At 61.3% G+C, this 24,408-nt stretch carries 26 protein-coding genes; 11 read left to right on the top strand and 15 right to left on the bottom strand.

What is annotated here, in order from left to right; translation table 11 throughout:
- Window positions 1-6 precede the first annotated feature (6 nt).
- The 5 genes from phnL to phnP are packed head-to-tail and all read left to right on the top strand — an operon-like array spanning window position 7 to window position 3,811.
- Window positions 7-711: a phosphonate C-P lyase system protein PhnL gene (phnL, locus tag CKW09_RS02720; RefSeq protein ID WP_095095476.1), complete on the top strand. Its 705-nt coding sequence runs from the start codon at window positions 7-9 to the stop codon at window positions 709-711.
- Complete coding sequence (phnM, locus tag CKW09_RS02715; protein ID WP_095095473.1) at window positions 711-1,847, top strand: alpha-D-ribose 1-methylphosphonate 5-triphosphate diphosphatase; 1,137 nt, start codon at window positions 711-713, stop codon at window positions 1,845-1,847. Before phnL ends, phnM begins: the two co-directional genes overlap by 1 nt.
- Window positions 1,847-2,416 carry a ribose 1,5-bisphosphokinase gene (phnN, locus tag CKW09_RS02710; RefSeq protein ID WP_095095470.1) on the top strand — a complete coding sequence of 190 codons (570 nt, stop codon included), beginning with the start codon at window positions 1,847-1,849 and terminating at the stop codon, window positions 2,414-2,416. The genes phnM and phnN overlap by 1 nt, the downstream gene beginning before the upstream one ends.
- Entirely contained in the window at window positions 2,413-3,015 is a 603-nt protein-coding gene (locus CKW09_RS02705) for a DapH/DapD/GlmU-related protein (protein ID WP_061799825.1), read from the top strand. The genes phnN and CKW09_RS02705 overlap by 4 nt, the downstream gene beginning before the upstream one ends.
- A 13-nt stretch (window positions 3,016-3,028) precedes the next feature.
- Complete coding sequence (gene phnP, locus CKW09_RS02700; RefSeq protein ID WP_095095467.1) at window positions 3,029-3,811, top strand: phosphonate metabolism protein PhnP; 783 nt, start codon at window positions 3,029-3,031, stop codon at window positions 3,809-3,811.
- On the opposite strand, the gene CKW09_RS02695 is transcribed toward phnP, so the two are convergent.
- Window positions 3,768-4,400 (bottom strand): NAD(P)H-binding protein, encoded by a 633-nt coding sequence (locus CKW09_RS02695; protein ID WP_061799828.1) that lies wholly within the window; start codon window positions 4,398-4,400, stop codon window positions 3,768-3,770. The two genes, phnP and CKW09_RS02695, sit on opposite strands and share 44 nt — an antisense overlap.
- Before the next feature lie 30 nt (window positions 4,401-4,430).
- Entirely contained in the window at window positions 4,431-4,871 is a 441-nt protein-coding gene (locus tag CKW09_RS02690) for a YhbP family protein (protein ID WP_095095463.1), read from the bottom strand.
- Window positions 4,872-4,955: 84 nt separating this feature from the next.
- Here CKW09_RS02690 and CKW09_RS02685 point away from each other — a divergent pair, with 84 nt between their 5' ends.
- Window positions 4,956-5,252, top strand: coding sequence for a GIY-YIG nuclease family protein (locus CKW09_RS02685; protein ID WP_061799830.1), 297 nt, complete (start codon window positions 4,956-4,958; stop codon window positions 5,250-5,252).
- Here CKW09_RS02685 and CKW09_RS02680 read toward each other — a convergent pair.
- Window positions 5,239-5,742 carry a GNAT family N-acetyltransferase gene (locus CKW09_RS02680; protein ID WP_095095456.1) on the bottom strand — a complete coding sequence of 168 codons (504 nt, stop codon included), beginning with the start codon at window positions 5,740-5,742 and terminating at the stop codon, window positions 5,239-5,241. The two genes, CKW09_RS02685 and CKW09_RS02680, sit on opposite strands and share 14 nt — an antisense overlap.
- The gene (gene ubiT, locus CKW09_RS02675; protein WP_061799872.1) at window positions 5,736-6,257 is read right to left on the bottom strand and encodes a ubiquinone anaerobic biosynthesis accessory factor UbiT; all 522 of its coding nucleotides are present in this window, start codon (window positions 6,255-6,257) and stop codon (window positions 5,736-5,738) included. The genes CKW09_RS02680 and ubiT overlap by 7 nt, the downstream gene beginning before the upstream one ends.
- A gap of 255 nt (window positions 6,258-6,512) precedes the next feature.
- On the opposite strand from ubiT, the gene ubiU reads away from it, so the two are divergent.
- The 3 genes from ubiU to CKW09_RS02660 all read left to right on the top strand — a co-directional run bounded on the left by ubiU (window position 6,513) and on the right by CKW09_RS02660 (window position 9,346).
- Window positions 6,513-7,508 carry a ubiquinone anaerobic biosynthesis protein UbiU gene (ubiU, locus tag CKW09_RS02670; protein ID WP_061799834.1) on the top strand — a complete coding sequence of 332 codons (996 nt, stop codon included), beginning with the start codon at window positions 6,513-6,515 and terminating at the stop codon, window positions 7,506-7,508.
- A gap of 11 nt (window positions 7,509-7,519) precedes the next feature.
- Window positions 7,520-8,398: a U32 family peptidase gene (locus CKW09_RS02665; protein ID WP_095095452.1), complete on the top strand. Its 879-nt coding sequence runs from the start codon at window positions 7,520-7,522 to the stop codon at window positions 8,396-8,398.
- A 315-nt stretch (window positions 8,399-8,713) separates the two neighbouring features.
- Window positions 8,714-9,346 (top strand): acyl-homoserine-lactone synthase, encoded by a 633-nt coding sequence (locus tag CKW09_RS02660; protein WP_061799837.1) that lies wholly within the window; start codon window positions 8,714-8,716, stop codon window positions 9,344-9,346.
- On the opposite strand, the gene CKW09_RS02655 is transcribed toward CKW09_RS02660, so the two are convergent.
- The 4 genes from CKW09_RS02655 to CKW09_RS02640 all read right to left on the bottom strand — a co-directional run bounded on the left by CKW09_RS02655 (window position 9,318) and on the right by CKW09_RS02640 (window position 13,571).
- Window positions 9,318-10,079 (bottom strand): helix-turn-helix transcriptional regulator, encoded by a 762-nt coding sequence (locus CKW09_RS02655; RefSeq protein ID WP_061799838.1) that lies wholly within the window; start codon window positions 10,077-10,079, stop codon window positions 9,318-9,320. The two genes, CKW09_RS02660 and CKW09_RS02655, sit on opposite strands and share 29 nt — an antisense overlap.
- 245 nt (window positions 10,080-10,324) lie before the next feature.
- Window positions 10,325-11,467, bottom strand: a complete 1,143-nt coding sequence (locus tag CKW09_RS02650; RefSeq protein ID WP_095095449.1) for an ABC transporter permease — start codon at window positions 11,465-11,467, stop codon at window positions 10,325-10,327.
- Window positions 11,464-12,618: an ABC transporter permease gene (locus tag CKW09_RS02645; RefSeq protein ID WP_061799840.1), complete on the bottom strand. Its 1,155-nt coding sequence runs from the start codon at window positions 12,616-12,618 to the stop codon at window positions 11,464-11,466. The genes CKW09_RS02650 and CKW09_RS02645 overlap by 4 nt, the downstream gene beginning before the upstream one ends.
- A complete protein-coding gene (locus tag CKW09_RS02640; RefSeq protein ID WP_061799842.1) occupies window positions 12,600-13,571 on the bottom strand; it encodes an HlyD family secretion protein in 972 nt (323 codons plus the stop codon). Before CKW09_RS02640 ends, CKW09_RS02645 begins: the two co-directional genes overlap by 19 nt.
- Before the next feature lie 230 nt (window positions 13,572-13,801).
- On the opposite strand from CKW09_RS02640, the gene CKW09_RS02635 reads away from it, so the two are divergent.
- Window positions 13,802-14,815 carry a luciferase-like monooxygenase gene (locus CKW09_RS02635; protein ID WP_174524376.1) on the top strand — a complete coding sequence of 338 codons (1,014 nt, stop codon included), beginning with the start codon at window positions 13,802-13,804 and terminating at the stop codon, window positions 14,813-14,815.
- Window positions 14,816-14,848: 33 nt separating this feature from the next.
- On the opposite strand, the gene CKW09_RS02630 is transcribed toward CKW09_RS02635, so the two are convergent.
- Complete coding sequence (locus CKW09_RS02630) at window positions 14,849-16,291, bottom strand: MFS transporter (protein WP_061799845.1); 1,443 nt, start codon at window positions 16,289-16,291, stop codon at window positions 14,849-14,851.
- 121 nt (window positions 16,292-16,412) lie between these two features.
- Here CKW09_RS02630 and CKW09_RS02625 point away from each other — a divergent pair, with 121 nt between their 5' ends.
- On the top strand, window positions 16,413-17,279 hold the full coding sequence (locus CKW09_RS02625) for a helix-turn-helix transcriptional regulator (protein WP_095095447.1): 867 nt from the start codon (window positions 16,413-16,415) through the stop codon (window positions 17,277-17,279).
- Between the two features lie 8 nt (window positions 17,280-17,287).
- Here CKW09_RS02625 and yedF read toward each other — a convergent pair whose 3' ends face one another.
- From yedF to pnp, 6 genes are all read right to left on the bottom strand, one after another.
- Window positions 17,288-17,527: a sulfurtransferase-like selenium metabolism protein YedF gene (gene yedF, locus CKW09_RS02620; protein ID WP_061799849.1), complete on the bottom strand. Its 240-nt coding sequence runs from the start codon at window positions 17,525-17,527 to the stop codon at window positions 17,288-17,290.
- Complete coding sequence (yedE, locus tag CKW09_RS02615; protein WP_061799851.1) at window positions 17,524-18,738, bottom strand: selenium metabolism membrane protein YedE/FdhT; 1,215 nt, start codon at window positions 18,736-18,738, stop codon at window positions 17,524-17,526. The genes yedF and yedE overlap by 4 nt, the downstream gene beginning before the upstream one ends.
- A gap of 146 nt (window positions 18,739-18,884) precedes the next feature.
- Window positions 18,885-20,819 carry a DEAD/DEAH family ATP-dependent RNA helicase gene (locus tag CKW09_RS02610; RefSeq protein WP_095095444.1) on the bottom strand — a complete coding sequence of 645 codons (1,935 nt, stop codon included), beginning with the start codon at window positions 20,817-20,819 and terminating at the stop codon, window positions 18,885-18,887.
- Window positions 20,809-20,883, bottom strand: a complete 75-nt coding sequence (yrbN, locus tag CKW09_RS24980; protein ID WP_223499600.1) for a protein YrbN — start codon at window positions 20,881-20,883, stop codon at window positions 20,809-20,811. The genes CKW09_RS02610 and yrbN overlap by 11 nt, the downstream gene beginning before the upstream one ends.
- Window positions 20,884-21,130: 247 nt before the next feature.
- Entirely contained in the window at window positions 21,131-22,015 is an 885-nt protein-coding gene (nlpI, locus tag CKW09_RS02605; protein ID WP_061799855.1) for a lipoprotein NlpI, read from the bottom strand.
- 128 nt (window positions 22,016-22,143) lie between these two features.
- Window positions 22,144-24,261, bottom strand: coding sequence for a polyribonucleotide nucleotidyltransferase (gene pnp / locus CKW09_RS02600; protein ID WP_061799858.1), 2,118 nt, complete (start codon window positions 24,259-24,261; stop codon window positions 22,144-22,146).
- Window positions 24,262-24,408 lie beyond the last annotated feature (147 nt).

Here is a 24,408-nt window from a genome sequence, read left to right as displayed (position 1 = left end):
TAACAGATGACCATTCAAATTCGAGTTGAACACCTGAGCAAAACCTTCGTGCTGCACCAGCAGCACGGCATCCGGCTGCCGGTGCTGCAAGACGCCAACATGACGGTCGGCAGCGGCGAATGCGTGGTGCTGCACGGCCACTCCGGCAGCGGCAAATCCACCCTGCTGCGCTCGCTGTACGCCAACTATCTGCCCGACAGCGGCCATATCTGGGTCAACCATCAGGGGGAGTGGCTGGATATGGTGCGGGCCGAAGCGCGCCAGATCCTGGCGGTGCGCCGCCATACCCTCGGCTGGGTCAGCCAGTTCCTGCGGGTGATCCCGCGCATCAGCGCCCTCGAGGTGGTGATGCAGCCGCTGCTGGAACAGGGCGTCGACCGCGCCGAATGCCGCCAGCGCGCCGAAACGCTGCTCGACAAGCTCAACGTGCCGCAGCGCCTGTGGCAGCTGGCGCCGTCCACCTTCTCCGGCGGCGAGCAGCAGCGGGTCAACATCGCCCGCGGTTTTATCGTCGACTACCCGATCCTGCTGCTGGACGAGCCGACCGCCTCGCTCGACAGCCGCAACGGCGCGGCGGTGGTGGCGCTGATAGAGCAGGCCAAGGCGCGCGGCGCGGCCATCGTCGGCATTTTCCATGATGAAGCCGCCCGCCGGCAGGTCGCCGACCGGTTATATGACATGCAGGCGCCACAGGCGCTGGAGAGCCTCTGATGATCATCAACAACGTTAAGCTGGTGCTGGACGACCAGGTAGTGGCCGGTTCACTGGAGATGCACGAGGGCGCGATCCGCAGCTTTGCCGATACCCCCAGCCAGCTGCCGCAGGCGCTGGACGGCGACGGCGGCTGGCTGCTGCCCGGGCTTATCGAGCTGCACACCGACAATCTGGACAAGTTTTTCACCCCGCGGCCCAACGTCGACTGGCCGGCGCATTCGGCGATGAGCAGCCACGACGCGCTGATGGTGGCCAACGGCATCACCACGGTGCTGGACGCGGTGGCGATCGGCGACGTGCGCGACGGCGGCCACCGGCTGGAGAACCTGCAAAAAATGATCGACGCGGTGATCCACAGCCAGCGCGCCGGGGTGAACCGCGCCGAGCATCGGCTGCACCTGCGCTGCGAGCTGCCGCATGAAAGCACCCTGCCGCTGTTCGAACGGCTGATGGACAAGCCCGGGGTGTCGCTGGTGTCGCTGATGGACCATTCGCCGGGCCAGCGCCAGTTCGCCTCGCGCGAAAAGTACCGCGAGTATTATCAGGGCAAATATCACCTTAACGACCAGCAGATGAGCGAGTTCGAAGAGCAGCAGGTCGGGCTTTCCGCCCGCTGGGCCGCGCCGAACCGCGAAGCGATCGCCGCCCACTGCCGGGCGCGCCATATCTCGCTGGCCAGCCACGACGACGCCACCGCCGAGCACGTGGCGGAGTCCTGCGCGCTGGGCAGCAATATCGCCGAGTTCCCCACCACCGAGGCGGCCGCCCGCGCTTCGCACCGGCAGGGGCTGCAGGTGCTGATGGGCGCGCCGAACATCGTGCGCGGCGGTTCCCATTCCGGCAACGTGGCGGCGCATCACCTGGCGGCGCTGGGGGTGTTGGATATTCTCTCTTCCGACTATTACCCGGCCAGCCTGCTGGATGCGGCGTTCCGCATCGCGGCGGACGATCGCAACGGTTACGACCTGCCGCAGGCGGTGCGCATGGTCACCCGCAACCCGGCGCGTGCGCTGGATCTGCAGGATCGCGGCACCATCGCCGAAGGGCTGCGGGCCGATCTGGTGCTGGCGCGGCCGCACGGCGAGCATATTTACGTGCAGAACGTCTGGCGCCAGGGCAGGCAGGTGTTCTGATGGCGCAGCTTATCTATCTGATGGGGCCTTCCGGTGCGGGCAAGGACAGCCTGCTCGAGCGGCTGCGCGGCTGCGCCGACCGCGCGCCGCTGGTGGCGCACCGCTACATCACTCGGCCGGCGGACGCCGGCTGCGAGAACCATATCGCGCTCAGCGAGCCCGAGTTTCTGCGCCGCCGCGCCAAGGGGTTGTTCGCGCTGGACTGGCAGGCGCATCAGCACCGCTACGCCTTCGGGATCGAGGTGGATCTTTGGCTGCTGCAGGGGATCGACGTGGTGGTCAACGGCTCGCGCGCCCACCTGCCGCAGGCGCAGCGGCGCTACGGCGCGCAGCTGTTGCCGGTGTGCCTGCAGGTCAGCGCCGGGGTGCTGCGCCAACGCCTGCAGCGCCGCGGGCGGGAGAACGCCGCGCAGATTGAGCAGCGGCTGGCGCGGGCGGCGGAGTATCAGCACCGCCTGCCCGCCGGCTGCCGGTGGCTGGATAACGACGGCCCGCTCGAAGACACCCTGGCGGCGCTGCTGGCGCTGTTGCCCGCCGCCGCCGCACAACCTCAGGACGCCATGCCATGACCGACCTTGCCCAGCCGAAAATCGGCGACCACGTGATCCTTAACCGCACCCGGCTCGGCCAGTATGTGCATCTGGCCGACGATGCGATCCTGGAAGAGGTGGAGATGGGGGACTACTCCTACACCGCCGGCCACAACCAGATTTTTTACGCCACCATCGGCAAGTTCGTCTCCATCGCCTCCTACGCGCGCATCAACCCGGGCAACCACCCGACCTATCAGCGCATCGCCCAGCACCACTTCACCTACCGCGCCGCCGACTACGGCCTGGGGGAAGACGACGCGGCGTTTTTCGACTGGCGGCGCCAACACCAGGTCACCGTTGGCCACGACGTGTGGATCGGCCATAACGCCATCCTGATGCCGGGCGTCAGCGTCGGCAACGGCGCGGTGATCGGCAGCGCGGCGGTGGTGACCAAAGATGTGGAGCCGTACAGCATCGTCGCCGGGGTGGCGGCCAAAAAGATCGGCATGCGCTTTGACGACGCGCTGATTGAACGCATCGAGCGCAGCCAGTGGTGGCACTGGGATCATCAAACATTGCAGGAAAGATTGGCGGATTTCCGCGATATCGACCGCTTTGCGGAGAAGTATCTTTAACGGAGAGTGGCCTATGAAATTGACCTTTCTCGGCACCGGTGGTGCACAGCAGGTGCCGGCATTCGGTTGCGACTGCCTGGTCTGCCAGCGGGCGCGGCGTGAACCGGCATTTCGGCGGCGGCCGTGCAGCGCGATGATCGGCTATCAGGGGGAAACGACCTTGCTGGATGCGGGATTGCCGTCTTTGGAGCGGCGGTTTTCGGCGGGGCAAATTCAACGTTTTTTACTGACACATTACCACATGGATCACGTTCAGGGGTTATTTCCTTTGCGCTGGGGGTGCGGAAATTCCATTCCGGTCTACGGCCCGCCGGATGAGCAAGGCTGCGACGACCTGTTCAAACACCCCGGCATTTTGGCGTTTCAGCCGCCGCTGCAGGCCTTCGAAACCGTCAAGCTGGGCGGCATGCGCATCACGCCGCTGCCGCTGCAGCATTCCAGACTGACCCACGGTTATCTGATCCAGGCGGGCGGAGCATCGCTGGCCTATCTCACCGATACCCTCGGCCTGCCGCCGGCTACCGCAGATTTTTTACAGCGGACGCCGCTGGATCTGCTGGTGCTCGACTGCAGCCTGCCGCCGCAGCCGCAGGTGCCGCGCAACCACAACGATCTGACCCGCGCACTGGAAACGCAACGGCGGTTGCAGCCGCGGCGCACGCTGTTGACGCACATCAGCCATCATCTCGATCTGTGGCTGATGGACAACGAGCTGCCGGCCGGGCTGGAGCTGGCGTTCGACAACCTCAGCATCAGCTGCGATAGCAATGCAGCCGGTCCGACTCCAGCACCCTGACGCCTTCGCCGGGGCCGAATGCCTGCTGCAACAGGCTCTGCGCCACGTCTTTGGCGGCGACGGCCCGCCACTTGCCGGGCAGCAGTTTGAACAGCGGCAGGGAAAGCCGCTCCGTCAGCCGCGGTGAGCGGCGTTCGCCCAGCAGCATCGACGGCCGCGCCAGCGTCAGGCGCGGCCAGTCTTGCTCGCGCAGCGCCTGCTCCATTTCGCCCTTGGTGCGGTTATACAGGAAGGAAGAATTCGGATTGGCGCCCAGCGCGCTGACCACCAGACAATGCTGCGCGCCGAGCCGCCGCCCGGTCAACGCGCTTTCGACCACCAGCTGATAATCGACATAGCGAAACGCATCGGCGCTGCCGGCCGCGCTGCGGGTGGTACCCAGGCAGCAAAAGACCAGTTCCACCGGCTGCCGCAGGGTGCTCAGCAATTCGAACAGGTCATCGCCCACCGGGTTGGTCAGTTTGGCGTGCGGCGGCAGCGGCGCGCGCGTCGGCGCCACGATCGCCGTCACCTGCGCATCGTCCTGCAGCAGCTGCAACAGCGCCTTCCCCACCAGGCCGGTGGCCCCCACTATCAGTGCCCGCGCCATCAGATCTCCCGTGCCAATCGATTGTTCAGCTTACAGTATAGACCGCGTCCAATGCAGCTTCTTGCCGAAGCCGAGGGTGTTGTCGGTCATCTTCACCTCCTGCAAACTCAGTTGCCACACCGGCGCCTTCATCGCTTTGGCGATCGGGAAACGCCGGCAGTAGCGGGCGCGCGCCTGCGCGTCTTCCTCGCCGCTCAGCATCACCGCCTCGGCGCGGTACTGCACGCCGCGGATCAACGCAATGGTCTTCGGCTTCGGCGCGATGGTGCCCACCACCCCGGCGTTCTGCAGCATCAGCTCGCCATGGCGGGTGTGCGGCTCGGTCATCAGCCACAGCGCCATGCGCTCGGCGTCAAACACGTAAAAACAGTTGGCGCACCACATATCCATGCCGTTGCCGGCGCACAGCGTCAGCACGTGCTGCTTGCCGATGAAATGGCGGATGTGTTCTAACTCTTCTGGCTGATTCAACGCAGTTCTCCCCTCGTCTCCAGCGCCTGATAATAGCCTGATATGCTACGATTAGGCTCTGTTTCAACCCGATTTGATGTGCAAATGACCGAGAATAACTGGCATCTCTACATGCTGCGCCTGCCCAACGGCATGCTGTATACCGGCATCACCACCGACGTGGCGCGGCGGCTGGCCCAGCATCAGGCGGGCAAAGGCGCCAAGGCGCTGCGCGGCAAAGGGGAACTGACGCTGGCGTTTCACCGGCCGGTGGGGGATCGCTCGACGGCGCTGAGGCTGGAATATCGGGTAAAGCAGTTGAGCAAAGCGCAAAAAGAGCGGCTGGTGAAGCACCCGCCGCTGTCATTGGAGTATTTGCTGCCGGCGGTTACAGCCGGTTAAACGGCGCCGAGTATGCGACTTCACCGCTGACGCCACTCAGGGCGTCTTCCGCCAGCGGATAAACCTGGAACGCGGCTTCCGCGCCCGGCCAACGGCAGTGCAGGCCATAGGCCGCCGCCGGTTTGAAGCCGAAACGGCCGTAATAAGCCGGATCGCCCAGCACCACCACCGCGGCGTAGCTGAACTCATTGAGCGAATCCAGCCCTTCGTAGATCAGCTTTTCGCCCAAGCCCTGGCGGCGCAGGCTTTCGTCCACCGCCAACGGCGCCAGACCGACCCATTGGCGATCTTCGCCCGCCACATCGACCGGGCTGAAGGCGGCGTAGCCCACCACCCCGCCTTCGTCGTCGGTGACGACGATGCCCAGAGTCAGCAGGCCGTCTTCGCGCAGTTGCTGCACCAGATCGGCTTCGTCGTCGCGGCCAAAGGCGCGGCGCAGCAGTGCGTCGATGCCCGCCGCATCTACCGGGATCTCTACGCGGATCAGCATGATACCGGTACACGGGAAGCCTGCGCCGTGCCCTCCTGCTGCCCTGCTTCGACAAAATCGGCCAGCTGCAGCAGCCCCATGCGCAGCGGCGCAGGCATGCTTTCCAGCTCAATGGCGTCCATCAGATTTTTTACATACAGGCCCAATTCGGTATCCCCTTCAATCTGCAGCCGACGCTGAAAGAACAGCGTATCAGGATCTTGCTTGCGCGCAGCGATCAGGATCAGATCGTTGGCGTCGCCGCTGAAGCTGACGTCCGCTTCGGCGTGCTGGCTGACAACCAGTTTGTCGTTTTCAACCGTCATAAACCAGTGTAGCGCCAGATCGCGAACTTCGATCTTTAACCAGCGCGACGCGAGAAATTCCAAATCGCCATCCGCCAGCGCCTGGCGGAACTGCCAGCCCAGCACCTGTTGCAGAAGCTGGCGCTGCAGAGCAAACGGCGTGAATTTTAGCGGTACGCGCAGCAGCGACGGCCCTTGGCGCACAATGCGTGCTCGTAGTTGTTCCAACACGGTCATTCACTCCTTTCAACACAGACTAACGCTATTTTGCCACAACGGCGCGCCGCTTCAGCGGTCTATATCAACAAATAGTGCATTTCGCCGCCATGTCTATCAATACGCCAGAAGCTGCCCCAAATCAAAACCTGTTCACCCGCCTTTCACTAAAATTGCCTCCCCGATTCGCGTTTGCCGGCGGGAAAGGGTCGCCGGCAACCTTATGACCGCCCATGCCCGGCCGGGCGCGGGCTGAGTCAGGATAAATCTATGGAGCTGCTTTGTCCCGCCGGCAACCTGCCGGCCCTGAAGGCCGCGGTGGATAACGGTGCCGACGCCGTTTACATCGGCCTGAAAGACGATACCAACGCGCGCCACTTCGCCGGTCTCAACTTCACCGAGAAAAAGCTGCGGGAGGCGGTCGACTACGTGCACCGCCACGGCCGCAAGCTGCACATCGCCATCAACACCTTCGCGCATCCGGACGGCTATGCGCGCTGGCAGCGGGCGGTGGACATGGCGGCGCAACTGGGCGCCGACGCGCTGATCCTGGCCGATCTGGCGATGCTGGAATATGCCGCGGAGCGCTATCCGCAGCTGGAGCGCCACGTGTCGGTACAGGCCTCCGCCACCAACGAGGAGGCGATCCGCTTCTATCAGCGCCACTTCGACGTGAGCCGGGTGGTGCTGCCGCGCGTGCTGTCGATGCATCAGGTCAAACAGCTGGCGCGCACCAGCCCGGTGCCGCTGGAGGTGTTCGCCTTCGGCAGCCTGTGCATCATGGCCGAAGGCCGCTGCTACCTCTCTTCCTATCTGACCGGCGAATCGCCGAACACCGTCGGCGCCTGCTCGCCGGCGCGCTACGTACGCTGGCAGCAAACCGCGCAGGGCATGGAGTCGCGGCTGAACGACGTGCTGATCGACCGCTATCAGGAGCATGAAAACGCCGGTTACCCGACGCTGTGCAAGGGGCGTTATCTGGTGGACGAGCTGCGCTACCACGCGCTGGAGGAGCCCACCAGCCTGAATACCCTGGCGCTGCTGCCGGAGCTGCTGGCCGCCAATATCGCCTCGGTGAAGATCGAAGGCCGCCAGCGCAGCCCGGCCTACGTCAGCCAGGTGGCGCGCGTCTGGCGCCAGGCGATCGACCGCTGCCTGGCCGATCCGGCCGCCTATCGGGCCGACGCCGCCTGGATGGAAACGCTGGGGGCGATGTCCGAAGGCACCCAGACCACATTGGGCGCCTATCACCGCAAATGGCAGTAGCCGGAGGAAGCATGAAATACGCACTGGGGCCGGTGCTCTACTACTGGCCAAAAAACGATATCGCGGCGTTTTATCGGCAGGCGGTAAACAGCAGCGCCGAGATCATCTACCTCGGCGAGAGCGTCTGCACCAAGCGGCGCGAGATGAAGGCCGGCGACTGGCTGGCGCTGGCGCAGGAGATCGCCCGCAGCGGCAAGCAGGTGGTGCTCTCCACCCTGGCGCTGCTGCAGGCGCCTTCCGAACTTAACGAGCTGAAGCGCTACGTGGAGAACGGCGAGTTCCTGATCGAAGCCAACGATCTGGGTACGGTAAATATGGCGGCGGAGCGCGGCCTGCCGTTCGTCGCCGGCCACGCGCTGAACTGCTACAACGCCTATACCCTGCGCCTGCTGCGCCGCCAGGGCATGATGCGCTGGTGCATGCCGGTCGAGCTGTCGCGCGACTGGCTGGCCAATCTGCTGACGCAGTGCGAAGAGCTGGGTTTCCGCCACGACTTTGAGGTGGAAGTTCTGAGCTACGGCCACCTGCCGCTGGCCTATTCGGCCCGCTGCTTCACCGCCCGTTCGGAAAACCGCGGCAAGGACGAATGCGAAACCTGCTGCATCAAGTATCCGCAGGGCCGCATGATGCGCTCCCAGGAGCAGCAGCGGGTGTTCGTGCTCAACGGCATCCAGACCATGAGCGGCTACTGCTACAACCTGGGCAACGAGCTGCAGAGCATGCAGGGGCTGGTGGACATCGTGCGGCTTTCGCCGCAGGGCGCCGAGACGCTGGCGCTGATCGCGCGCTTTCGCGCCAACGAACGGGGCGAGCAGCCGCTGGCGCTGACCGAAGGCGCCGACTGCAACGGCTACTGGCGCCGGGTCGCCGGGCTGGAGTTGATGGGGTAATTGCGATAAAACAGAGGCTTTTGTACCAGGGTGAACAGCCGCCGAGAACAAGATTTGTTCACCCCTGCCTGTGCGGCAATGAATGCCCGTACTCAAACACTGCCAGCACACATTCTCGCAAAGGATATACCCGCTGTTTCAATCGGGAGATGCGATCCGGAATTTCAAATATCAGTTCGGATACATCATCGCCAACTCCTCCGACTTTTCTTACCATGCTTTTAAGTTCGCCTGCCGACGCGAAACCTTTGTAGAATACCGGCATGCGATATGTAAATCGCGATGAATTCTCGCCAGTAAAAACAAGGAAATGAAATGCTGGAACTGTTTGATGTCAGTTTTGAAGAACTGAAAATGACGCACTCAAATGAACTTTACCGACTGAGAAAAAAAACGTTCAGTGATCGGCTGAGATGGGACGTCGTGTGCAACCTCGATATGGAGTTCGATGAGTTCGACACTCCCGGTACCCGTTATATTCTTGGACTGTGCCAAGGGCAGCTGATCTGCAGCGTCCGTTTTACGGGTCTGGATCAACCCAATATGATCACCCACACGTTCCGCACCTGTTTTGATTCGGTGCCTCTTCCTCACGCCGGCATTGAGTCCAGCCGTTTTTTCGTCGACAAGGCACGTGCGCGTCACCTGTTGGGTGAGCGTTACCCGATCAGCCAGGTACTGTTTCTCGCCATGATCAATTGGGCACGCCACCATCGGCGTAACGGAATTCATACCATCGTGAGCCGAGCCATGCTGACCATCCTTAAAAGGTCGGGATGGCAAATCAAGCAGCTTAAGGAGGCTTTTCTCAGCGAGCGGGAACGTATCTATCTGGTGTATTTGCCGACGGAACAGGCGGAACAAACGCGAATGGCAGAGGGAGTCATTACCGAACTTAACTGCCCTGCATCATCGGTTATCACTTGGCCAATGTCGTTGCCGGTGTGATCAACCCCAACTCAACGCCTAGTCGCACAGCCTGACGGGCGTTGCTGACCCCCAATTTGGTGACAATGTTGCCCATGTGGAACTTCACCGTGCTCACGGAAATACCCACGATGAGAGCCACCTCAGCATAGGTTTTCCCCATGCTTGCCCAATACAGCACTTCATTCTCACGGGCGGTAAACATGGCCTTGTCGTCGATTTCCGCTGGAGGTTTTTGCTTGCCGAACTTGCCGTATAAGACGGGTTCGGTCAGACGATACATCTGCTCATTAATATCTATTAACCACATTTGCAGACACCCTCCTTCAGACGAAAGACGCGCCGCCAACTCACTCTGCTCCTTGCTGTCGATAATAACGGACAACAATGCCAGATTGTTCATCTGGTCGTGCAACACAAAGGTGAAGCCATTGATAATGTTATATTGTTTCGACAACGAAAATATTCGGGTGAGCTTCAAATTAGACATCAGGGTGATGTTTTCGTCCCAGGAAAACGGCGAGGTACGTTTGAATGCGGTTAAAATCACCGGATCGGTAAGCTGAAAGTTGTTGGCTCGGTAGAGATTGACCCATTCATCTGGATAGCTGGAAATAATAAGTACATTTGATGGATTTTTTTTACTGATGACCGTGTAGGCGTACTCAGGACTACCGAGCGAAGAAATTTTTCCGTCGATATAGTCCCGCAGCTTTTCCGTGATTGTCTGATTCTCATTGAAAACAGAAAACATGAAGGCTCCATCGCGGTCAGATGCATCCCTTATGGCGACAACATGCCCCTAATCGCAGGTAAAACATAAGTAAAAAATATAAATTTGAGGCTAAAAACTATGACAATACTTATCAGTATAATAAAAACCTGACCTATGCGGTCAGGTAGCCAAATTAGCCAACACCAGGGAAAAATCCAGTCAGGCTGGGTAAAAATCACCACAGCCGACCGCCACAATTACGTTAGCATTTCTAATAGAACATTTCAAACGTGCCGCCGTTTGCGGAACATGCTGCGCAGCGCCACGCTGTTGCGTATAAAGCCGACGCCGAAGCCCAGCAGGGTGTAAATGATCCCCAGCACCAGCAGCATCACCACGTCGCCCCACACCTCGTTCAGCGCCAGCCCCATCTGGTTCACCCCGGCGACCGCCTTGGTGGCCCAGGTGGAGGGAATGCTGTAAGAGATGGTGCGCACCCAGCCCGGCATCGCCTGCAGCGGCCAGATGGTGCCCGACAGATAGAAGATCGGGGTGGTGATAAACGCCAGCGTCAGGTAGATCATCTCGACGCTGCGCAGGCACTCGGTCACCAGCTTGCCCAGCCCCAGCACCGCCAGCAGGAACGGGAAGGTCAGCAGCAGGATTTCCGCTATGCCCGCCGTTTGCCGGTAGCCCAGCACCCAGGGCCACAGCACGAACAGCACGATCGACAGAAACAGCCAGATCGGCAGCAGCGCCGTCAATCCGCCCAGGTGCGCCGCGAACGGCGCTTTGCCGCCGGGCAGGTTTTTCATGGCGATGCTGACGCGGATACAGGCAATCAACAGCGAGTGCTGCAACAGCATCACCAGCAGGCCGGGGAAAACGATCGCCGCAAAGCTGATGCCGGGGTTGAACACGTCCAGCGTCTGCCCCCGTATCGGCGTCAGTATCACCTGCGCCTGCCGTTCGCTGAAACCGCTGCGCAACAGCAGCCCGTTGTTGTACTCGCCCAGCAATTGCTGGTAGGCCGCCACCACGTCCTGCTGGATCTGGCCGTTGGCCAGCCGGTTGGTGGCGTCGCCGTACACCGGCACCACGATATTCTGCCCGCTCAGGATCTTCTTCTCCAGATCCACCGGCATGATGATCACCGCGAACAGCTTGCGCCAGCCGAGATCGCGCTGCGCCTGCTCCAGGCTGTCATAGGTTTCAATGGCGATCTTGGAGGTGGCGTCCAGCTGACGGATCAGCTGGCGGCTGGCGGTGCTGTGGTCCTGATCGACCACCCCCACCGGCAGATCCCACACCGTGCGGTTGGCGTACACCAGGCTCATGATGCACAGCGAGAGGATCAACATCAGCCACATCGGCCGCTCCAGCATGCCGAGCAGCACCCGTACGAAGGTTTGCCAATAGAGCTTCATCCCGCGCCCCCTTCTTTCAGCAGCCGCACCAGCAGCCGTTTACGCACCAGCAGCGCGGTCACCAGCGGATAAACCGCCAACAGCGCGCAAACGCTGAAAATGGCGCTGGCCGGCACCTGCCGCAGGAACACGTCGAACATGGCATACAGCGCATGGGTCAACGGTTCGATGTTGGAAATGATGCGCGCCGGCAGCGGCATCGACAGCTCGGGCACCGCCATGCCGGAAAAGGTCATCGCGATGCTCACCAGGATGCCGATCAGGCTGTAGGCGGTGATGATGCTGCCGGTAAAGGTAAACAGCAGCAGGCCGATGCTCTGCGCCGCCATCACGTAGAAAAAACCGATCATCAGCATAAACAGCGGGTTGCCGCTTACCCTGGCGTCGAAAATGCCCACCAGCGCGGCGATCTCGATCATCAGCAGGCTGGTGAAGCACAGGGTGTAGGGCGCCAGCTTGCCGAGCAGCGCCAGGCTGAAGGGCCTGGCCTTCAGCAGCGACTTGCTGCGCGCCAGCACGTAGATCATGCAGGTCACCACGAACAGCTGCAGCAGGTGAATGGTGGCGGCGAACTGCTGGTAATAGATATAGCTGCCGCTGGCGTTGAACAGGCTGCCGTAAGACAGCGTCACGTCCGCCAACGGCGGCAGCGTCTTGCCCATCTCACCGGCGATGATGCTGCGATAGCCGGCGTTGATCTCGGTCATCAGGCCGCTGAAATCCTGGGTGGAGTACAGCCCGGCGCCGTAGAACAACGCGTTGTAGTACATCACCACGCTCGGCTGCTTGCCCGCCAGCGCATTGGCCTCGAAATCCGGCGGAACGTACAGCAGCGCGTAGTCCTGCGCGCTGCGCAGGCGGTGCAACGACTCTTGCAACCCGCCGCCGTAGGCCTCGACGTGGGCATGCGACCCGGCGTCCAGGCGGCGCGTCAGCGATTTGGACAACGGGCTGTGATCGCTGTCGACCACCGATACCGGCAGATCGAGCAGCGTCCCTTCGGAAAAGTTGCTGCTGATCAGCCCGAACAACATCAGCGGAAAGATCCAGCTCAGCCAGTGAACCACCGGGCTGCGGAAGGCGACGCGGCACTCGTTGTCAAACGCGTGGCTGAAGCAGCGCCAGCCGGCCCTTACTCTTTCCATTGCCATAAGCTGCTCATCCCCGGACGCAGGCCGTCCACCGGCTGTGACGGATACAGGCGAACCTCAAAGGTTTTCAGATCGAAGTCGCCGGTGGCGCGGGTGGCGCGTTTGGTGGCGTAATCCCCCAGCGGCGCGATGTAACGCACCTCGGTTTCGATCGTTTTGTCTTTCAACGCCGGCACCCGCAGCTTGACCTTGTCGCCCTTGCGCACGTGGGCCAGGATGTCTTCACGCAGGTTGAACACGAAGTAGGCGTCCGGCACGCGGATCAGCGTCAGCAGCGGGCTGCCGGCGTTCAGCAACTCCCCCACTTCGGCCGGGATCGGCCCCACTTCGCCGTCGACCGGCGCCTTGACCTGCAGATCGTCGGTCTGGGCTTTGACCTGCAGCAGATTTTCTTCCGCCGCGCGCAGCGCCGCCGCGTATTGCTGCCGCAGCTCGACGCGATCGCCGTTGACGCCTTCATCCAGGTTGGCCTTGGCCGCCTGCACCTGCTGGAAGGCGGTATCGCGCGCCCGGCGCGAACTGTCCAGCTCGGACTTCGAGATATAGCCTTTGCCGGCCACGCTCAGATTGCGGTTGTAATCGTTCTGCGCATTGCGGTATTGCGCCTCGGCCTGCGCCAGATTGGCGCGCAGGTTGCGAATGCTTTCCTCACGGGTGCCGTGCAACGACTGATCGAGCTGCGCCTTGGCCTCGTCGCGCGACGCCTGCGCGGAACGCAGCTGCGCCATCAGCTCCGGGCTGTCGAGCTGGATCATCAATTGCCCGTTTTTCACGTCGTCGCCGCGCTCTATCAGGCGTTCGACCACGCGTCCCTTGGCCTTGGAGGCCACGATCACCTCGGGCGCATCGACTTCGCCCTGCAGCAGCAAATCCTGATTATGCGCGCGGAACAGCACCGCCAGGGCGATGGCTACCACCATCAACAACAGGGTAAACAGCGTCTTTTTTTTCATTATGTCGGCTCCCGGAAGGGTAAGCGGCAGGCGGGGGTCATCATGTCCATATCTCGGTTTGCTCCTAAAAAACCATTATTCTCATAAGGATATCACAAGCACATATATCCTCTTTTATAACTATAAATTGGATTATGCTTTTAACACTAAAAAGCATCTATTTTTAGCTTTGTAGTTTGCAGACGCCTGCAATCGCCCTTTAAGCGATCAACCCTCTGATGGACGATGTTATGACCGAAAAAACTGCCGTACCGCTGTCGGTACTGGACCTGTCCCCCATCCCGCAAGGGGCCAAAGCGCGCGACGCCTTTCACTGCTCGCTGAACCTGGCGCAGCACGCCGAAACATGGGGCTACCAGCGTTACTGGCTGGCGGAGCACCACAACATGACCGGCATCGGCAGCGCCGCCACCTCGGTGCTGCTGGGCTACCTGGCCGCCGGCACCCAGAGCATCCGCCTCGGCTCCGGCGGCGTGATGCTGCCCAACCATGCGCCGCTGGTGATCGCCGAACAGTTCGGCACGCTGGAATCGCTGTACCCCGGCCGCATCGATCTGGGGCTGGGCCGTGCGCCGGGCACCGATCAGCGCACCATGATGGCGCTGCGCCGCCACCTGTCCGGCGAGGTGGATAACTTCCCGCGCGACGTACAGGAACTGCAAAATTATTTCTGCGACGCGCAGCCCGGCCAGCCGGTGCAGGCGGTGCCGGGCCAGGGGCTGCACGTGCCAATCTGGCTGCTGGGCTCCAGCCTGTACAGCGCGCAGCTGGCGGCACAGCTTGGCCTGCCGTTCGCCTTCGCCTCGCACTTTGCGCCGGACATGCTGTTCCAGGCGCTGCAGCTGTACCGCGAAAACTTCAAGCCGTCCCAACAGTGCGCGCAGCCGCACGCCATGGTGTGCGTCAACGTGGTGGCCGCCGACAGCGACAACAATGCGCGTTTCCTGTTCAGCTCGATGCAGCAGCAGTTCATCAACCTGCGCCGCGGCTCGCCCGGCCCGCTGCCGCCGCCAGTGGACAACATCCACGCGCTGTGGACCGCCGGGGAGCAGTATGGCGTGGAACAGGCGCTGCGGATGTCGATCGTCGGCGACGAAAATACCGTGCGCCACGGGCTGCAGGCGCTGCTGCGCGAAACCGGGGCCGACGAGATCATGGTCAACGGCCAGATCTTCGATCATCAGGCGCGGCTGCGCTCGTTCGAGATTGTCGCCGGGGTAAAAGGGGATTTACTGCGAGGTTAAGCCGGTGGGGGAGCGCACCTCCCCCACCTTGCTTCACGAACGGCAGGGCTGCTTCAGCGCCGCCTGCCGCCGATCGGCGCGCAGCACCAGCAGCGTGCGCGACAGCAACGCCAGCATCAGCACCAACTCTACCGCCACCGCCGTCAGCAACGCGCTCAGATAATTTCCCTGCGTCACATGCAGCACCTGCACCAGCACCGTGCCCAACAGAATCGGCCCCAGACCGAGTGCAGTTTGCTGCACGGTGGCCAGCATGGCGCTGCCGGAACCCGCGTGTTCGGGCGGCACGTCGGACAAACCGATGCGGAAGAAGCTGCTGACGATAAACGCCTGGCCGAAGCCGATCAGCAGCGTCGCCGGGATCAGGTTGAAGATCCCCGGCTGCGGCCACACCAACCGCAGGGTCAGCATCAGCGCCAGCAGGCCCGCCATCTGGATCAGGCAGCCGAACATCAGGGTACGCACCTTGCCGAAATGCTCGACCACCGCGCTGCTCAGCAGCGACGAGGCGAAATAGGCCACCCCCAACGCGATAAACGCATTGCCCGACTGGAACGAGCTCAACCCGGCCCCGGCCTGCAGCGTCAACGCCATCACGAACATGAAACCGCTCCAGCAGGCGAAGAACAAAATGGCGATGGTCAGCCCGAAACGCACGCTGGCCAGCCGCAGCAACGCCGGCGGCAATAGCGGGAAGTTATTTCGCCGCTCCTGCCGCCGCTCCACCCGCCACAGCCATGCCAGCAGGGGCAGGCTGGCGGCCAGCAACGCCAGGCACGGCCATGGCCAATGCCACACCGGCCCCAGCGCCAGCGGGAACAGCAGGCAGGCGATGGTCAGCCCCAGCAGCAGCGTGCCGGGCAGATCGACGCTCACCGGTTTTTCGCCGCGGGTGTCCGGCACCCAACGATGCGCGCAGGCCAGCACCAGCAGGCAGATGGGAATGTTGATCAGAAACACGCTGCGCCAACCGGAACCCGCCACGTTGAGGGAAATCAGCAAGCCGCCCAGCACCTGACCGACGATAAACGCCAGCCCGCCGATGGCGCCGTACAGCCCCAGCGCCCGGGCGTGCTCGCGGCCGCGCAGGCAAACGTGAATGGTGGCGAGAATTTGCGGCACTATCAGCGCCGCCCCTGCCCCCTGCAGCACCCGCGCCACCAGCAGCAGCCAGACCGAGTTCGCCAGCCCGCACATCAGCGAGGCGATGGCGAACAGCCGCACGCCCCACAGGAACAGGCGGCGGCGCCCCAGGTTATCCCCCAGCCGGCCGCCCATCGCCAGGCAGACGGCGAAGGCCACGCCGTACACCGCCACGATCAGCTCCAGCTGCGCCGGGCTGGCGCCCAGCGATTGCGCCATCGAGTCCAGGCCGACGTTGACGATGGAAAAATCGATCATCGGCAGCAACTGCCCGGCCAGTAAGATAATCAGCCCCGCGCGGCCCAAAGAGGCCGCAGGTGATGCCATGTTCATCGTGTTCAACCATTGTGTTAACCCAGGAATGTGATTAGCATCACCCTTAAATCAAACGGGTACCAGTTCTTGGTTATCATGGTATAAAAACTACCGGTCTCGTTGCAGGAGTAAACTGTTTATGCCCGTAACTACCCGCCTTTCCGCCACCGCTCACGCCGACAACCGCAAGCTGCTGGGCGCTTTTCTGCGCACGCGCCGCGAGAGCCTGGACCCCAATCGGCTCGGCCTGCCGCGCATGCGCCAGCGCCGCACGCCCGGCCTGCGCCGTGAAGAAGTGGCGCAGTTGGCCGACGTCGGCATCACCTGGTACACCTGGCTGGAACAGGGGCGGCCGATCCAGGCCTCGCCGAAAACCCTGACCGCCATCGCCAATGCGCTGCAGTGCAACGAAGCGGAGACTCACCACCTGTTCCGGCTGGCGGGGCAAAGCCTGCCGGCGACGCCGCAAAACGAGGGCTGCGAGCAGCTGTCGATATACGGGCAAAAAATTCTCGACCAGCTCGATCCGCTGCCGGCGATTATCTCCAACGCCCGCTTCGATATTCTGGGCTTCAACCGAGCCTATTGCCTGCTGATGGGCGTCGATCTGGCCGAGCTGCCGCCGGAGGATCGCAACTGCATCTATCTGGCGTTTACCCACGAGCAGTGGCGCGCCAGCCAATTGGACTGGGACGAAGTGATGCCGAAAATGGTGGCGCTGTTCCGCGCGCAGATGGCCGAGCATTTGGGCGATCCGCTCTGGGAGCAACAGCTGGCGCGCTATCTGGCGGTCTCGGAGGATTTCCGCACCCTCTGGGAGCGGCACGAGGTGCGCAGCATCGACAACAACGTCAAGTGCTTCCGACATCCGTCGGTGGGGGTGATGAACCTGCGGCAGAACAACTGGTGGTCGGCGCCGCGCAACGGCGACCGCATGCTGGTGTATGTGCCGGCGGATGAGCCGAGCGAGCGCCGCCTGCATCAGTTGACCGGCGGCGCAGAGTAACCCGGCGCTCAGCGCTGGATCAGGTAGCGGATGGTCGGGCCGTCCTGCTGGATATCCAGCACCTTGTAGCCGTGATTGCGCGCGTCGAGCGGGATGTTGTTGATCGACTGCGGGCAATCGCTGATCACCTCGAGGATCTCGCCCGGCTTCAGCTGCGGCATCGCCTCCAGGGTCGCCACCGCCGGGTATGGGCAGGGCTCGCCCAGCATATCCAGCCGGTAATCCGGCACTATCGCCGTCGCTTTCATGGCATGCTCCTTAAATTGACCACCTGCGCCGCAGGTTTGGCGCGGAAAAAGCGTTTCTCCCACCACAGCATGGCGGCAAAGGCCAACGCCAGCAGCAGGTAGGTCACCAACAGGCCGCCGATCGGGCCGAAGGTGTCCAGCAGGTTGACCTTGTCATAATCGGTGGCCAACGCCGGGGCCAGATCGTCCCAGTAATAGGCCAGCAGCGTGGCGCCGATGATGTTGCCCAGCCCCACCCACCAGTAATGCACCTGGCCTTCTACCGCCCGGTACATCCAGCCGGTCTCGCAACCGCCGGCCAGCACGATGCCGAAACCGAACAGCAGGCCGCCCAGCACCGCGTTCGGCCCGGCCCACATGATTTTCGGCGCGACGCCGAGCTGCACGTAGCTGAAGATGCCGACGGCGCTGACCGCCATGCCGATGATGATCGCCTTCGCCATGTGGGTGCGGCCGGTGATCCACAAATCGCGGAACGCCGAGGTGAAACAAATCTGCGCGCGCTCAATCAACAGGCCAAAGCCGATGCCGAACAGCATGGCGATGCCCAGCTTGGGCGCATCGAACAGCGTCCACAGCGACCAGGCCACCGCCAGAGCGAAAATCGCCATGCCGAGACGGAAGCGCCGGCGCGCCTGCGCCGGCTTTTGCGTCAGCGGCGCGGCGGCCTTCACCTTTTGCAGCCTGACCGGAATGCGGAACATCGGCAGCAGGGTGAATTTGGCGCCAAAATAGGAGCCTGCGGCGGTCGCCAGCGCGAAGAACCAGGCGTGCAGCGAGAACTGCGGGATACCGGTGAAGAAGGCCGCCAGGTTGCAGCCCATCGCCAGGCGGGCGCCAAAACCGGCGATAATGCCGCCCAGCAGCGCCTGCACGATGCGGATGCGATGCTGCGGCTGGCGCAGCTTGATGTTGTTGGCCCACAGCGCGGCGGCGATGCAGCCGGCGAACATGCCGATAATCATCCGGCCGTCGATGCGCTCAAGCGGCGTGCCTGCCAGACCGATAACCTTGAAATACCCCCACTGCTCGGGGTGCAGGCCGAACCACTGCAATACGTGGCCGCCCCAGCGGGTGAATTCGCCGGTCACCGCCCAGAAGGTGCCGGTCATGCCGAAGTAGTAGGTAGAGAGGATCCCGGCGGCGATCACCGCCGGTAACGGTGCCCAAAAGCGCACCAGGTATTGAGATTTAAATTGCTGCCAACTCATGGCATCTCCCGTGCATATCATCCATAAGAAAAAACCTTATGAATAATACGCCATTCAACGTCGTTTGACGGTAAATTTCAGGCATAAAAAAACCAGCCCGAAGGCTGGTTTTCAGTGCGACTGACCGCGAAGGGTCAAATCAGCGATTATGCATCACCGAAACGGCGACGTGGAGCCGTTGGCGCTGAGTCATCACGACGCGGAGCCGGCTTGCCGTCACGATTGAAGTTGCCGCCACGGCGCTCGCCGCCGGCGTTGCCGCCTTCGCGACGTTCACCGAAAGAACGACGCGGAGCGCCTGCGCCTTCACGGCGTTCGCCGTTGAAAGGACGACCGTTGCCACGGCGCTCGCCGGCGCCGCCTTCACGACGCTCACGACGTTCGTGCGGCTGTGCATCGCCCAGCAGTTGCATGTTCATCGGCTTGTTCAGGATGCGGGTGCGAGTGAAGTGATTCAGGATCTCGCCCGGCATGCCTTTCGGCAGCTCGATGGTGGAGTGGGAAGCGAACAGCTTGATGTTACCGATGTAACGGCTGCTGATGTCGCCTTCGTTAGCGATAGCGCCAACGATATGACGAACTTCCACGCCGTCATCACGGCCCACTTCGATGCGGTACAGCTGCATTTCGCCGACGTCGCGACGTTCACGACGCGGGCGGTCACCGTCACGGCTGTCTGGACGCGCATCGCGACGACGGTCGTTGCCGCGATCGTCACGATCGTTGAACTCACGGCGCTGACGCGGTTTGAACACCGGATCCGGCGGCAGGATCAGAGGGCGTTCGCCCTGGGCCATTTTCAGCAGCGCTGCGGCCAGGGTTTCCATTTCCAGCTCTTCTTCCGGCTGCAGTTTAGCCAGCAGCGCACGGTACATGTCCAGATCGCTGCTTTCCAGCTGCTGCTGTACTTTCGCGGCGAACTTGGCCAGACGACGCTGACCCAGCAGCTCTGCGTTTGGCAGCTCGACTTCCGGAATGGTCAGCTTCATGGTGCGTTCGATGTTGCGCAGCAGGCGGCGTTCGCGGTTTTCCACGAACAGCAGCGCGCGGCCGGCACGACCGGCACGGCCGGTACGGCCGATACGGTGAACGTAAGACTCGGAATCCATCGGGATGTCGTAGTTCACAACCAGGCTGATGCGCTCAACGTCCAGACCACGCGCCGCAACGTCGGTGGCGATCAGGATGTCCAGACGACCGTCTTTCAGGCGCTCCAGAGTCTGCTCACGCAGCGCCTGGTTCATGTCGCCGTTCAGCGCGGCGCTGCTGTAACCGCTGCGTTCCAGCGCTTCGGCCACTTCCAGGGTCGCGTTTTTGGTGCGCACGAAGATGATCGCCGCGTCAAAGTCTTCCGCTTCCAGGAAACGCACCAGCGCTTCGTTCTTGCGCATGCCTTGCGCAGTCCAGTAGCTCTGGCTGATGTCTGGGCGGGTGGTGATGCTGGATTGGATGCGCACTTCCTGCGGCTCTTTCATAAAGCGGCGGGTAATGCGACGGATCGCTTCCGGCATGGTGGCGGAGAACAGCGCGGTCTGATGTTCAGCCGGGATCTCAGCCATGATGGTTTCTACGTCTTCGATAAAGCCCATGCGCAGCATTTCGTCGGCTTCATCCAGCACCAGGCCGCTCAGGTTAGAGAGGTTCAGGGTGCCGCGTTTCAGGTGGTCCAGCAGACGGCCTGGGGTACCCACCACGATTTGCGGGCCCTGACGCAGGGCGCGCAGCTGCACGTCATAACGCTGGCCGCCGTACAGGGCCACGACGTTTACGCCATGCATGTGTTTGGAGAAATCGGTCATTGCTTCGGCAACCTGAACCGCCAGTTCGCGGGTCGGCGCCAGCACCAGGATCTGAGGCGCTTTCAGGTCTGCCTGCAGGTTATGCAGCAGCGGCAGCGAGAACGCTGCGGTTTTACCACTACCGGTCTGTGCCATGCCCAGCACGTCGCGGCCGTTCAACAGGTGAGGAATACACTCAGCCTGGATCGGTGATGGTTTTTCATAGCCCAGATCGGTCAGGGCGGAAATGATTGGAGCAGACAGCCCCAGGTCAGCAAAAGAGGTTTCAAACTCAGTAGTCATGTACACGTGCCTCATTAATAATGGCAGCCAGTCTACATAACTCGTCGAGAAAATTTTCAGTCATTTTCATTGAAAAGTGTGAACCGGCTCAAATTAGATTATAAAACGAACAAAAAAGCCCTCGCCCGTGAAGGCGATAACTTTGGCTGTAAAACCAATGTCGATCAGGCTGATTACCCTTCATCTTCCAAGCTGCCGCTGCGTTGGCTGCTCTCCCTCATCCTCGTCACTTAGTGAACTAAGCTCCCAGGGATTCGTTCGATTGCCGCCTTGCCGCAACTTGAAATCTATTGGGTAGAGGTGTTCGTCAGCTATTGCTGGTCCGATTCCGATAGGTCGTCTTGCTCTTGGCCCAAAAGCGCCAATTCCAACAATGCATAGCGGTGCTCAACGAAGTTATGTACGTTGTTAGCAACCGTCAGTTTGAACAGCGCCGAAGCGGTGTCCTTGTCCCCCAGACTCAGGTAGTGTTTACCTAAATAGAAGTCAGTTTCACTGAGATGCTCAGCGAGCGAAGTGTTATCCGTTGCATCTGCCTTGAGGCGTTCCATCAGCGTTTTCTCGCTAATGTTGCCCAGGTAGAATTCGACAATATTCCATCCCCATTGCCCTCTGTCCGCTTTGTCATAACGCTGCTTGAGCGCTACGTCAGCCTTCTTGGGATCGATTTCTCGCTCCACAAGATACAGCCACAACGAACGGAAGGGATCGTTTGGGTCGTCTTGATAAAACGCCTGCAGATCATCCTGCGCCAACGGGAAGCGGCCGCCATAGTACAGTGCGATGCCCCGGTTTAAACGCGCGTAATTGTAAGTTGGATCAAGCTCTAGTACAGAATCAAACGCTTCATAGGCAGCATCAAAATTGCCTGCCTGCGTTAAGTAAATGCCCAGGTAGTTGAAAACTTCCGGCATATCAGGACGTATCGCCAGCGCTTGCGAGAAATCATTGCGCGCCAGTGCACGTAACCCAAGGCTATCATACAGCACACCGCGCTCATATAAAAGCTGCGCACGCTCATCGTCCGTCAGTGCCCGGCTGGCAAGTATTTGTTCCATGCGCGCCAGGATCACTTCCTGCTGCAACGTAGGCTGCAACGGGATCGCCAAAACTTCGTCTTTACGCCAATCATGGTTGCTGCATCCTGCCAGCATGAGTGCTGTCGCAACGTAACACCAGCGCAAGAAAGGCTTCATTTCCCACTCCCGAAGACAAACATTGGATGAACGTCCTGCCATCCGTTTGCTAATACGCAAGCATCCTACCCGCGCGATACGAACAGCTCCCAACCCCATGGCGGGGAGCTGTAAAACTATCTATACAGTTATTCTGCTTCAGGCGCAGGCGAACCCGCTTCCGGCGCCGTCGCTTCTTTGATGCTCAGACGCACGCGGCCCTGACGGTCAACTTCCAGTACCTTAACCGGCACTTCCTGACCCATCTGCAGATAGTCGGTCACTTTCTCAACGCGCTTGTCGGCGATTTGAGAGATGTGCACCAGGCCTTCTTTACCCCCGCCGATAGCGACGAACGCGCCGAAATCAACGATGCGGGTCACTTTACCCTGGTAAATGCGGCCAACTTCGATCTCCGCAGTGATCTCTTCGATACGACGGATAGCGAATTTCGCTTTCTCACCGTCGGTCGCAGCGATTTTAACTGTACCATCATCTTCGATCTCGATGGTAGTGCCAGTCTCTTCGGTCAGCGCACGGATCACCGAGCCGCCTTTACCGATCACGTCTTTGATCTTATCCGGGTTGATGCGGATAGTGTGAATGCGCGGTGCGAACTGAGAGATATCGCCGCGCGGGGTGCTGATAGCCTGTTCCATCACGCCCAGGATGTGCAGACGCGCGCCCTTGGCCTGGTTCAGTGCCACCTGCATGATTTCGCGGGTGATGCCTTCAATTTTAATGTCCATCTGCAGCGCGGTGATACCGTCGCGGCTACCGGCCACTTTGAAGTCCATATCGCCCAGGTGATCTTCGTCACCCAGAATGTCGGACAGAACCACAAAGTTGTCGTCTTCTTTCACCAGGCCCATCGCGATACCCGCAACGGCGGCCTTGATTGGCACGCCCGCGTCCATCAGCGCCAGAGAGGCGCCGCAGACCGAAGCCATGGAAGAAGAACCGTTGGACTCGGTGATTTCGGAAACCACGCGCACCGTGTACGGGAAATCTTCCGGTTTAGGCATCATAGCCAATACGCCGCGTTTCGCCAGGCGACCGTGACCGATTTCACGACGCTTAGGTGAACCGACCATGCCGGTTTCGCCCACGGAGTACGGAGGGAAGTTGTAGTGGAACAGGAAGCTGTCGGTCTTTTCGCCCATCAGCTCGTCCAGGTTCTGCGCGTCACGCGCGGTGCCCAGGGTCGCGGTAACCAGCGCCTGAGTTTCGCCGCGGGTGAACAGTGCGGAACCGTGGGTGCGCGGCAGTACGCCGGTGCGCACGTCCAGGCCGCGGATCATGTCTTTTTCGCGGCCGTCGATGCGCGGCTCGCCGCGCAGTACGCGGCTACGCACCACGTTTTTCTCTACGCTGCCCAGGATGTCCTGAATTTCAGACGCGTCCAGCGTTTCGTCCTGCGCCAGCAGGGTCTCGACCACGCTGTCCTTGATCGCATCTACCTGAGCGTAACGCTCTTGTTTCTCGGTGATGTGATAAGCGTCGCCCAAGCGAGCTTCGGCCAGCTCGGCCACGCGCGCGTGCAGCGCTTCGTTGACCGCAGGCGCCTGCCAGTCCCACTTAGGTTTGCCGGCTTCGGCCACCAGGGAGTTGATGTTCTCGATCACGATCTGCTGCTGCTCGTGGCCAAACACCACGGCGCCCAGCATCTGATCTTCGCTCAGCACGTCGGCTTCGGATTCAACCATCAGCACCGCGCCGGCGGTACCGGCAACCACCAGGTCCAGGCTGCTGGTTTTCAGCTCGTCGGTGGTTGGGTTCAGTACGTACTGGTCGTTGATGTAACCTACGCGCGCTGCGCCGATTGGGCCGTTGAACGGAATACCGGACAGGCTCAGGGCTGCAGAGGCGCCGATCATCGCAACGATGTCCGGGTTAACCTGCGGGTTAACGGAAACCACGGTCGCGATCACCTGAACTTCGTTCAGGAAGCTGTCCGGGAACAGAGGACGGATCGGACGGTCGATCAGACGGGAAGTCAGGGTTTCGCCTTCGCTCGGGCGGCCTTCACGACGGAAGAAACTGCCCGGGATACGGCCGGCAGCGTAGGTACGCTCCTGGTAGTTAACGGTCAGCGGGAAGAAGCTCTGGCCCGGTTTGGCTTTTTTCTGGCCAACCACGGTAACGAAAACGGCGGTGTCGTCCATGCTCACCATAACGGCGGCGGTGGCCTGACGCGCCATCATACCGGTCTCGATGGTGACGGTGTGCTGGCCATATTGGAATTTGCGAATGATCGGTGTCAGCAAAATTATATCCTTGATTAACGGCGCGCAATCGTATTGACGACTCGACACGCCAGTGACTCGATTTGCCTTCTCACTACATCCTCGCGACTAATGACAATCCTTATCTCAAGCCTGAGACAAAGCCTCTCATTAGCCGCGCGAACCTCT

This window comes from Serratia ficaria, assembly GCF_900187015.1.
Lineage (GTDB): Bacteria > Pseudomonadota > Gammaproteobacteria > Enterobacterales > Enterobacteriaceae > Serratia > Serratia ficaria.
Note: the sequence above shows the minus strand (reverse complement) of the source record. Positions and strands in the feature narration are given on the sequence as shown.

Bases quoted from the DNA above. Each gene is read 5' to 3' on its own strand.
- CKW09_RS02705 (WP_061799825.1), top strand. From the start codon at position 2,413: ATGACCGACCTTGCCCAGCCGAAAATCGGCGACCACGTGATCCTTAAC.
- CKW09_RS02635 (WP_174524376.1), top strand. From the start codon at position 13,802: ATGACCGAAAAAACTGCCGTACCGCTGTCGGTACTGGACCTGTCCCCC.
- nlpI (WP_061799855.1), bottom strand. From the start codon at position 22,015: ATGAAGCCTTTCTTGCGCTGGTGTTACGTTGCGACAGCACTCATGCTG.
- CKW09_RS02650 (WP_095095449.1), bottom strand. From the start codon at position 11,467: ATGAAGCTCTATTGGCAAACCTTCGTACGGGTGCTGCTCGGCATGCTG.
- phnM (WP_095095473.1), top strand. From the start codon at position 711: ATGATCATCAACAACGTTAAGCTGGTGCTGGACGACCAGGTAGTGGCC.
- CKW09_RS02695 (WP_061799828.1), bottom strand. From the start codon at position 4,400: ATGGCGCGGGCACTGATAGTGGGGGCCACCGGCCTGGTGGGGAAGGCG.
- phnL (WP_095095476.1), top strand. From the start codon at position 7: ATGACCATTCAAATTCGAGTTGAACACCTGAGCAAAACCTTCGTGCTG.
- ubiU (WP_061799834.1), top strand. From the start codon at position 6,513: ATGGAGCTGCTTTGTCCCGCCGGCAACCTGCCGGCCCTGAAGGCCGCG.
- CKW09_RS02685 (WP_061799830.1), top strand. From the start codon at position 4,956: ATGACCGAGAATAACTGGCATCTCTACATGCTGCGCCTGCCCAACGGC.
- CKW09_RS02610 (WP_095095444.1), bottom strand. From the start codon at position 20,819: ATGACTACTGAGTTTGAAACCTCTTTTGCTGACCTGGGGCTGTCTGCT.
- CKW09_RS02665 (WP_095095452.1), top strand. From the start codon at position 7,520: ATGAAATACGCACTGGGGCCGGTGCTCTACTACTGGCCAAAAAACGAT.
- CKW09_RS02630 (WP_061799845.1), bottom strand. From the start codon at position 16,291: ATGAACATGGCATCACCTGCGGCCTCTTTGGGCCGCGCGGGGCTGATT.
- yedF (WP_061799849.1), bottom strand. From the start codon at position 17,527: ATGAAAGCGACGGCGATAGTGCCGGATTACCGGCTGGATATGCTGGGC.
- phnP (WP_095095467.1), top strand. From the start codon at position 3,029: ATGAAATTGACCTTTCTCGGCACCGGTGGTGCACAGCAGGTGCCGGCA.
- yedE (WP_061799851.1), bottom strand. From the start codon at position 18,738: ATGAGTTGGCAGCAATTTAAATCTCAATACCTGGTGCGCTTTTGGGCA.
- CKW09_RS02660 (WP_061799837.1), top strand. From the start codon at position 8,714: ATGCTGGAACTGTTTGATGTCAGTTTTGAAGAACTGAAAATGACGCAC.
- phnN (WP_095095470.1), top strand. From the start codon at position 1,847: ATGGCGCAGCTTATCTATCTGATGGGGCCTTCCGGTGCGGGCAAGGAC.
- CKW09_RS02625 (WP_095095447.1), top strand. From the start codon at position 16,413: ATGCCCGTAACTACCCGCCTTTCCGCCACCGCTCACGCCGACAACCGC.
- CKW09_RS02645 (WP_061799840.1), bottom strand. From the start codon at position 12,618: ATGGCAATGGAAAGAGTAAGGGCCGGCTGGCGCTGCTTCAGCCACGCG.
- CKW09_RS02680 (WP_095095456.1), bottom strand. From the start codon at position 5,742: ATGCTGATCCGCGTAGAGATCCCGGTAGATGCGGCGGGCATCGACGCA.
- CKW09_RS02655 (WP_061799838.1), bottom strand. From the start codon at position 10,079: ATGTTTTCTGTTTTCAATGAGAATCAGACAATCACGGAAAAGCTGCGG.
- CKW09_RS02640 (WP_061799842.1), bottom strand. From the start codon at position 13,571: ATGAAAAAAAAGACGCTGTTTACCCTGTTGTTGATGGTGGTAGCCATC.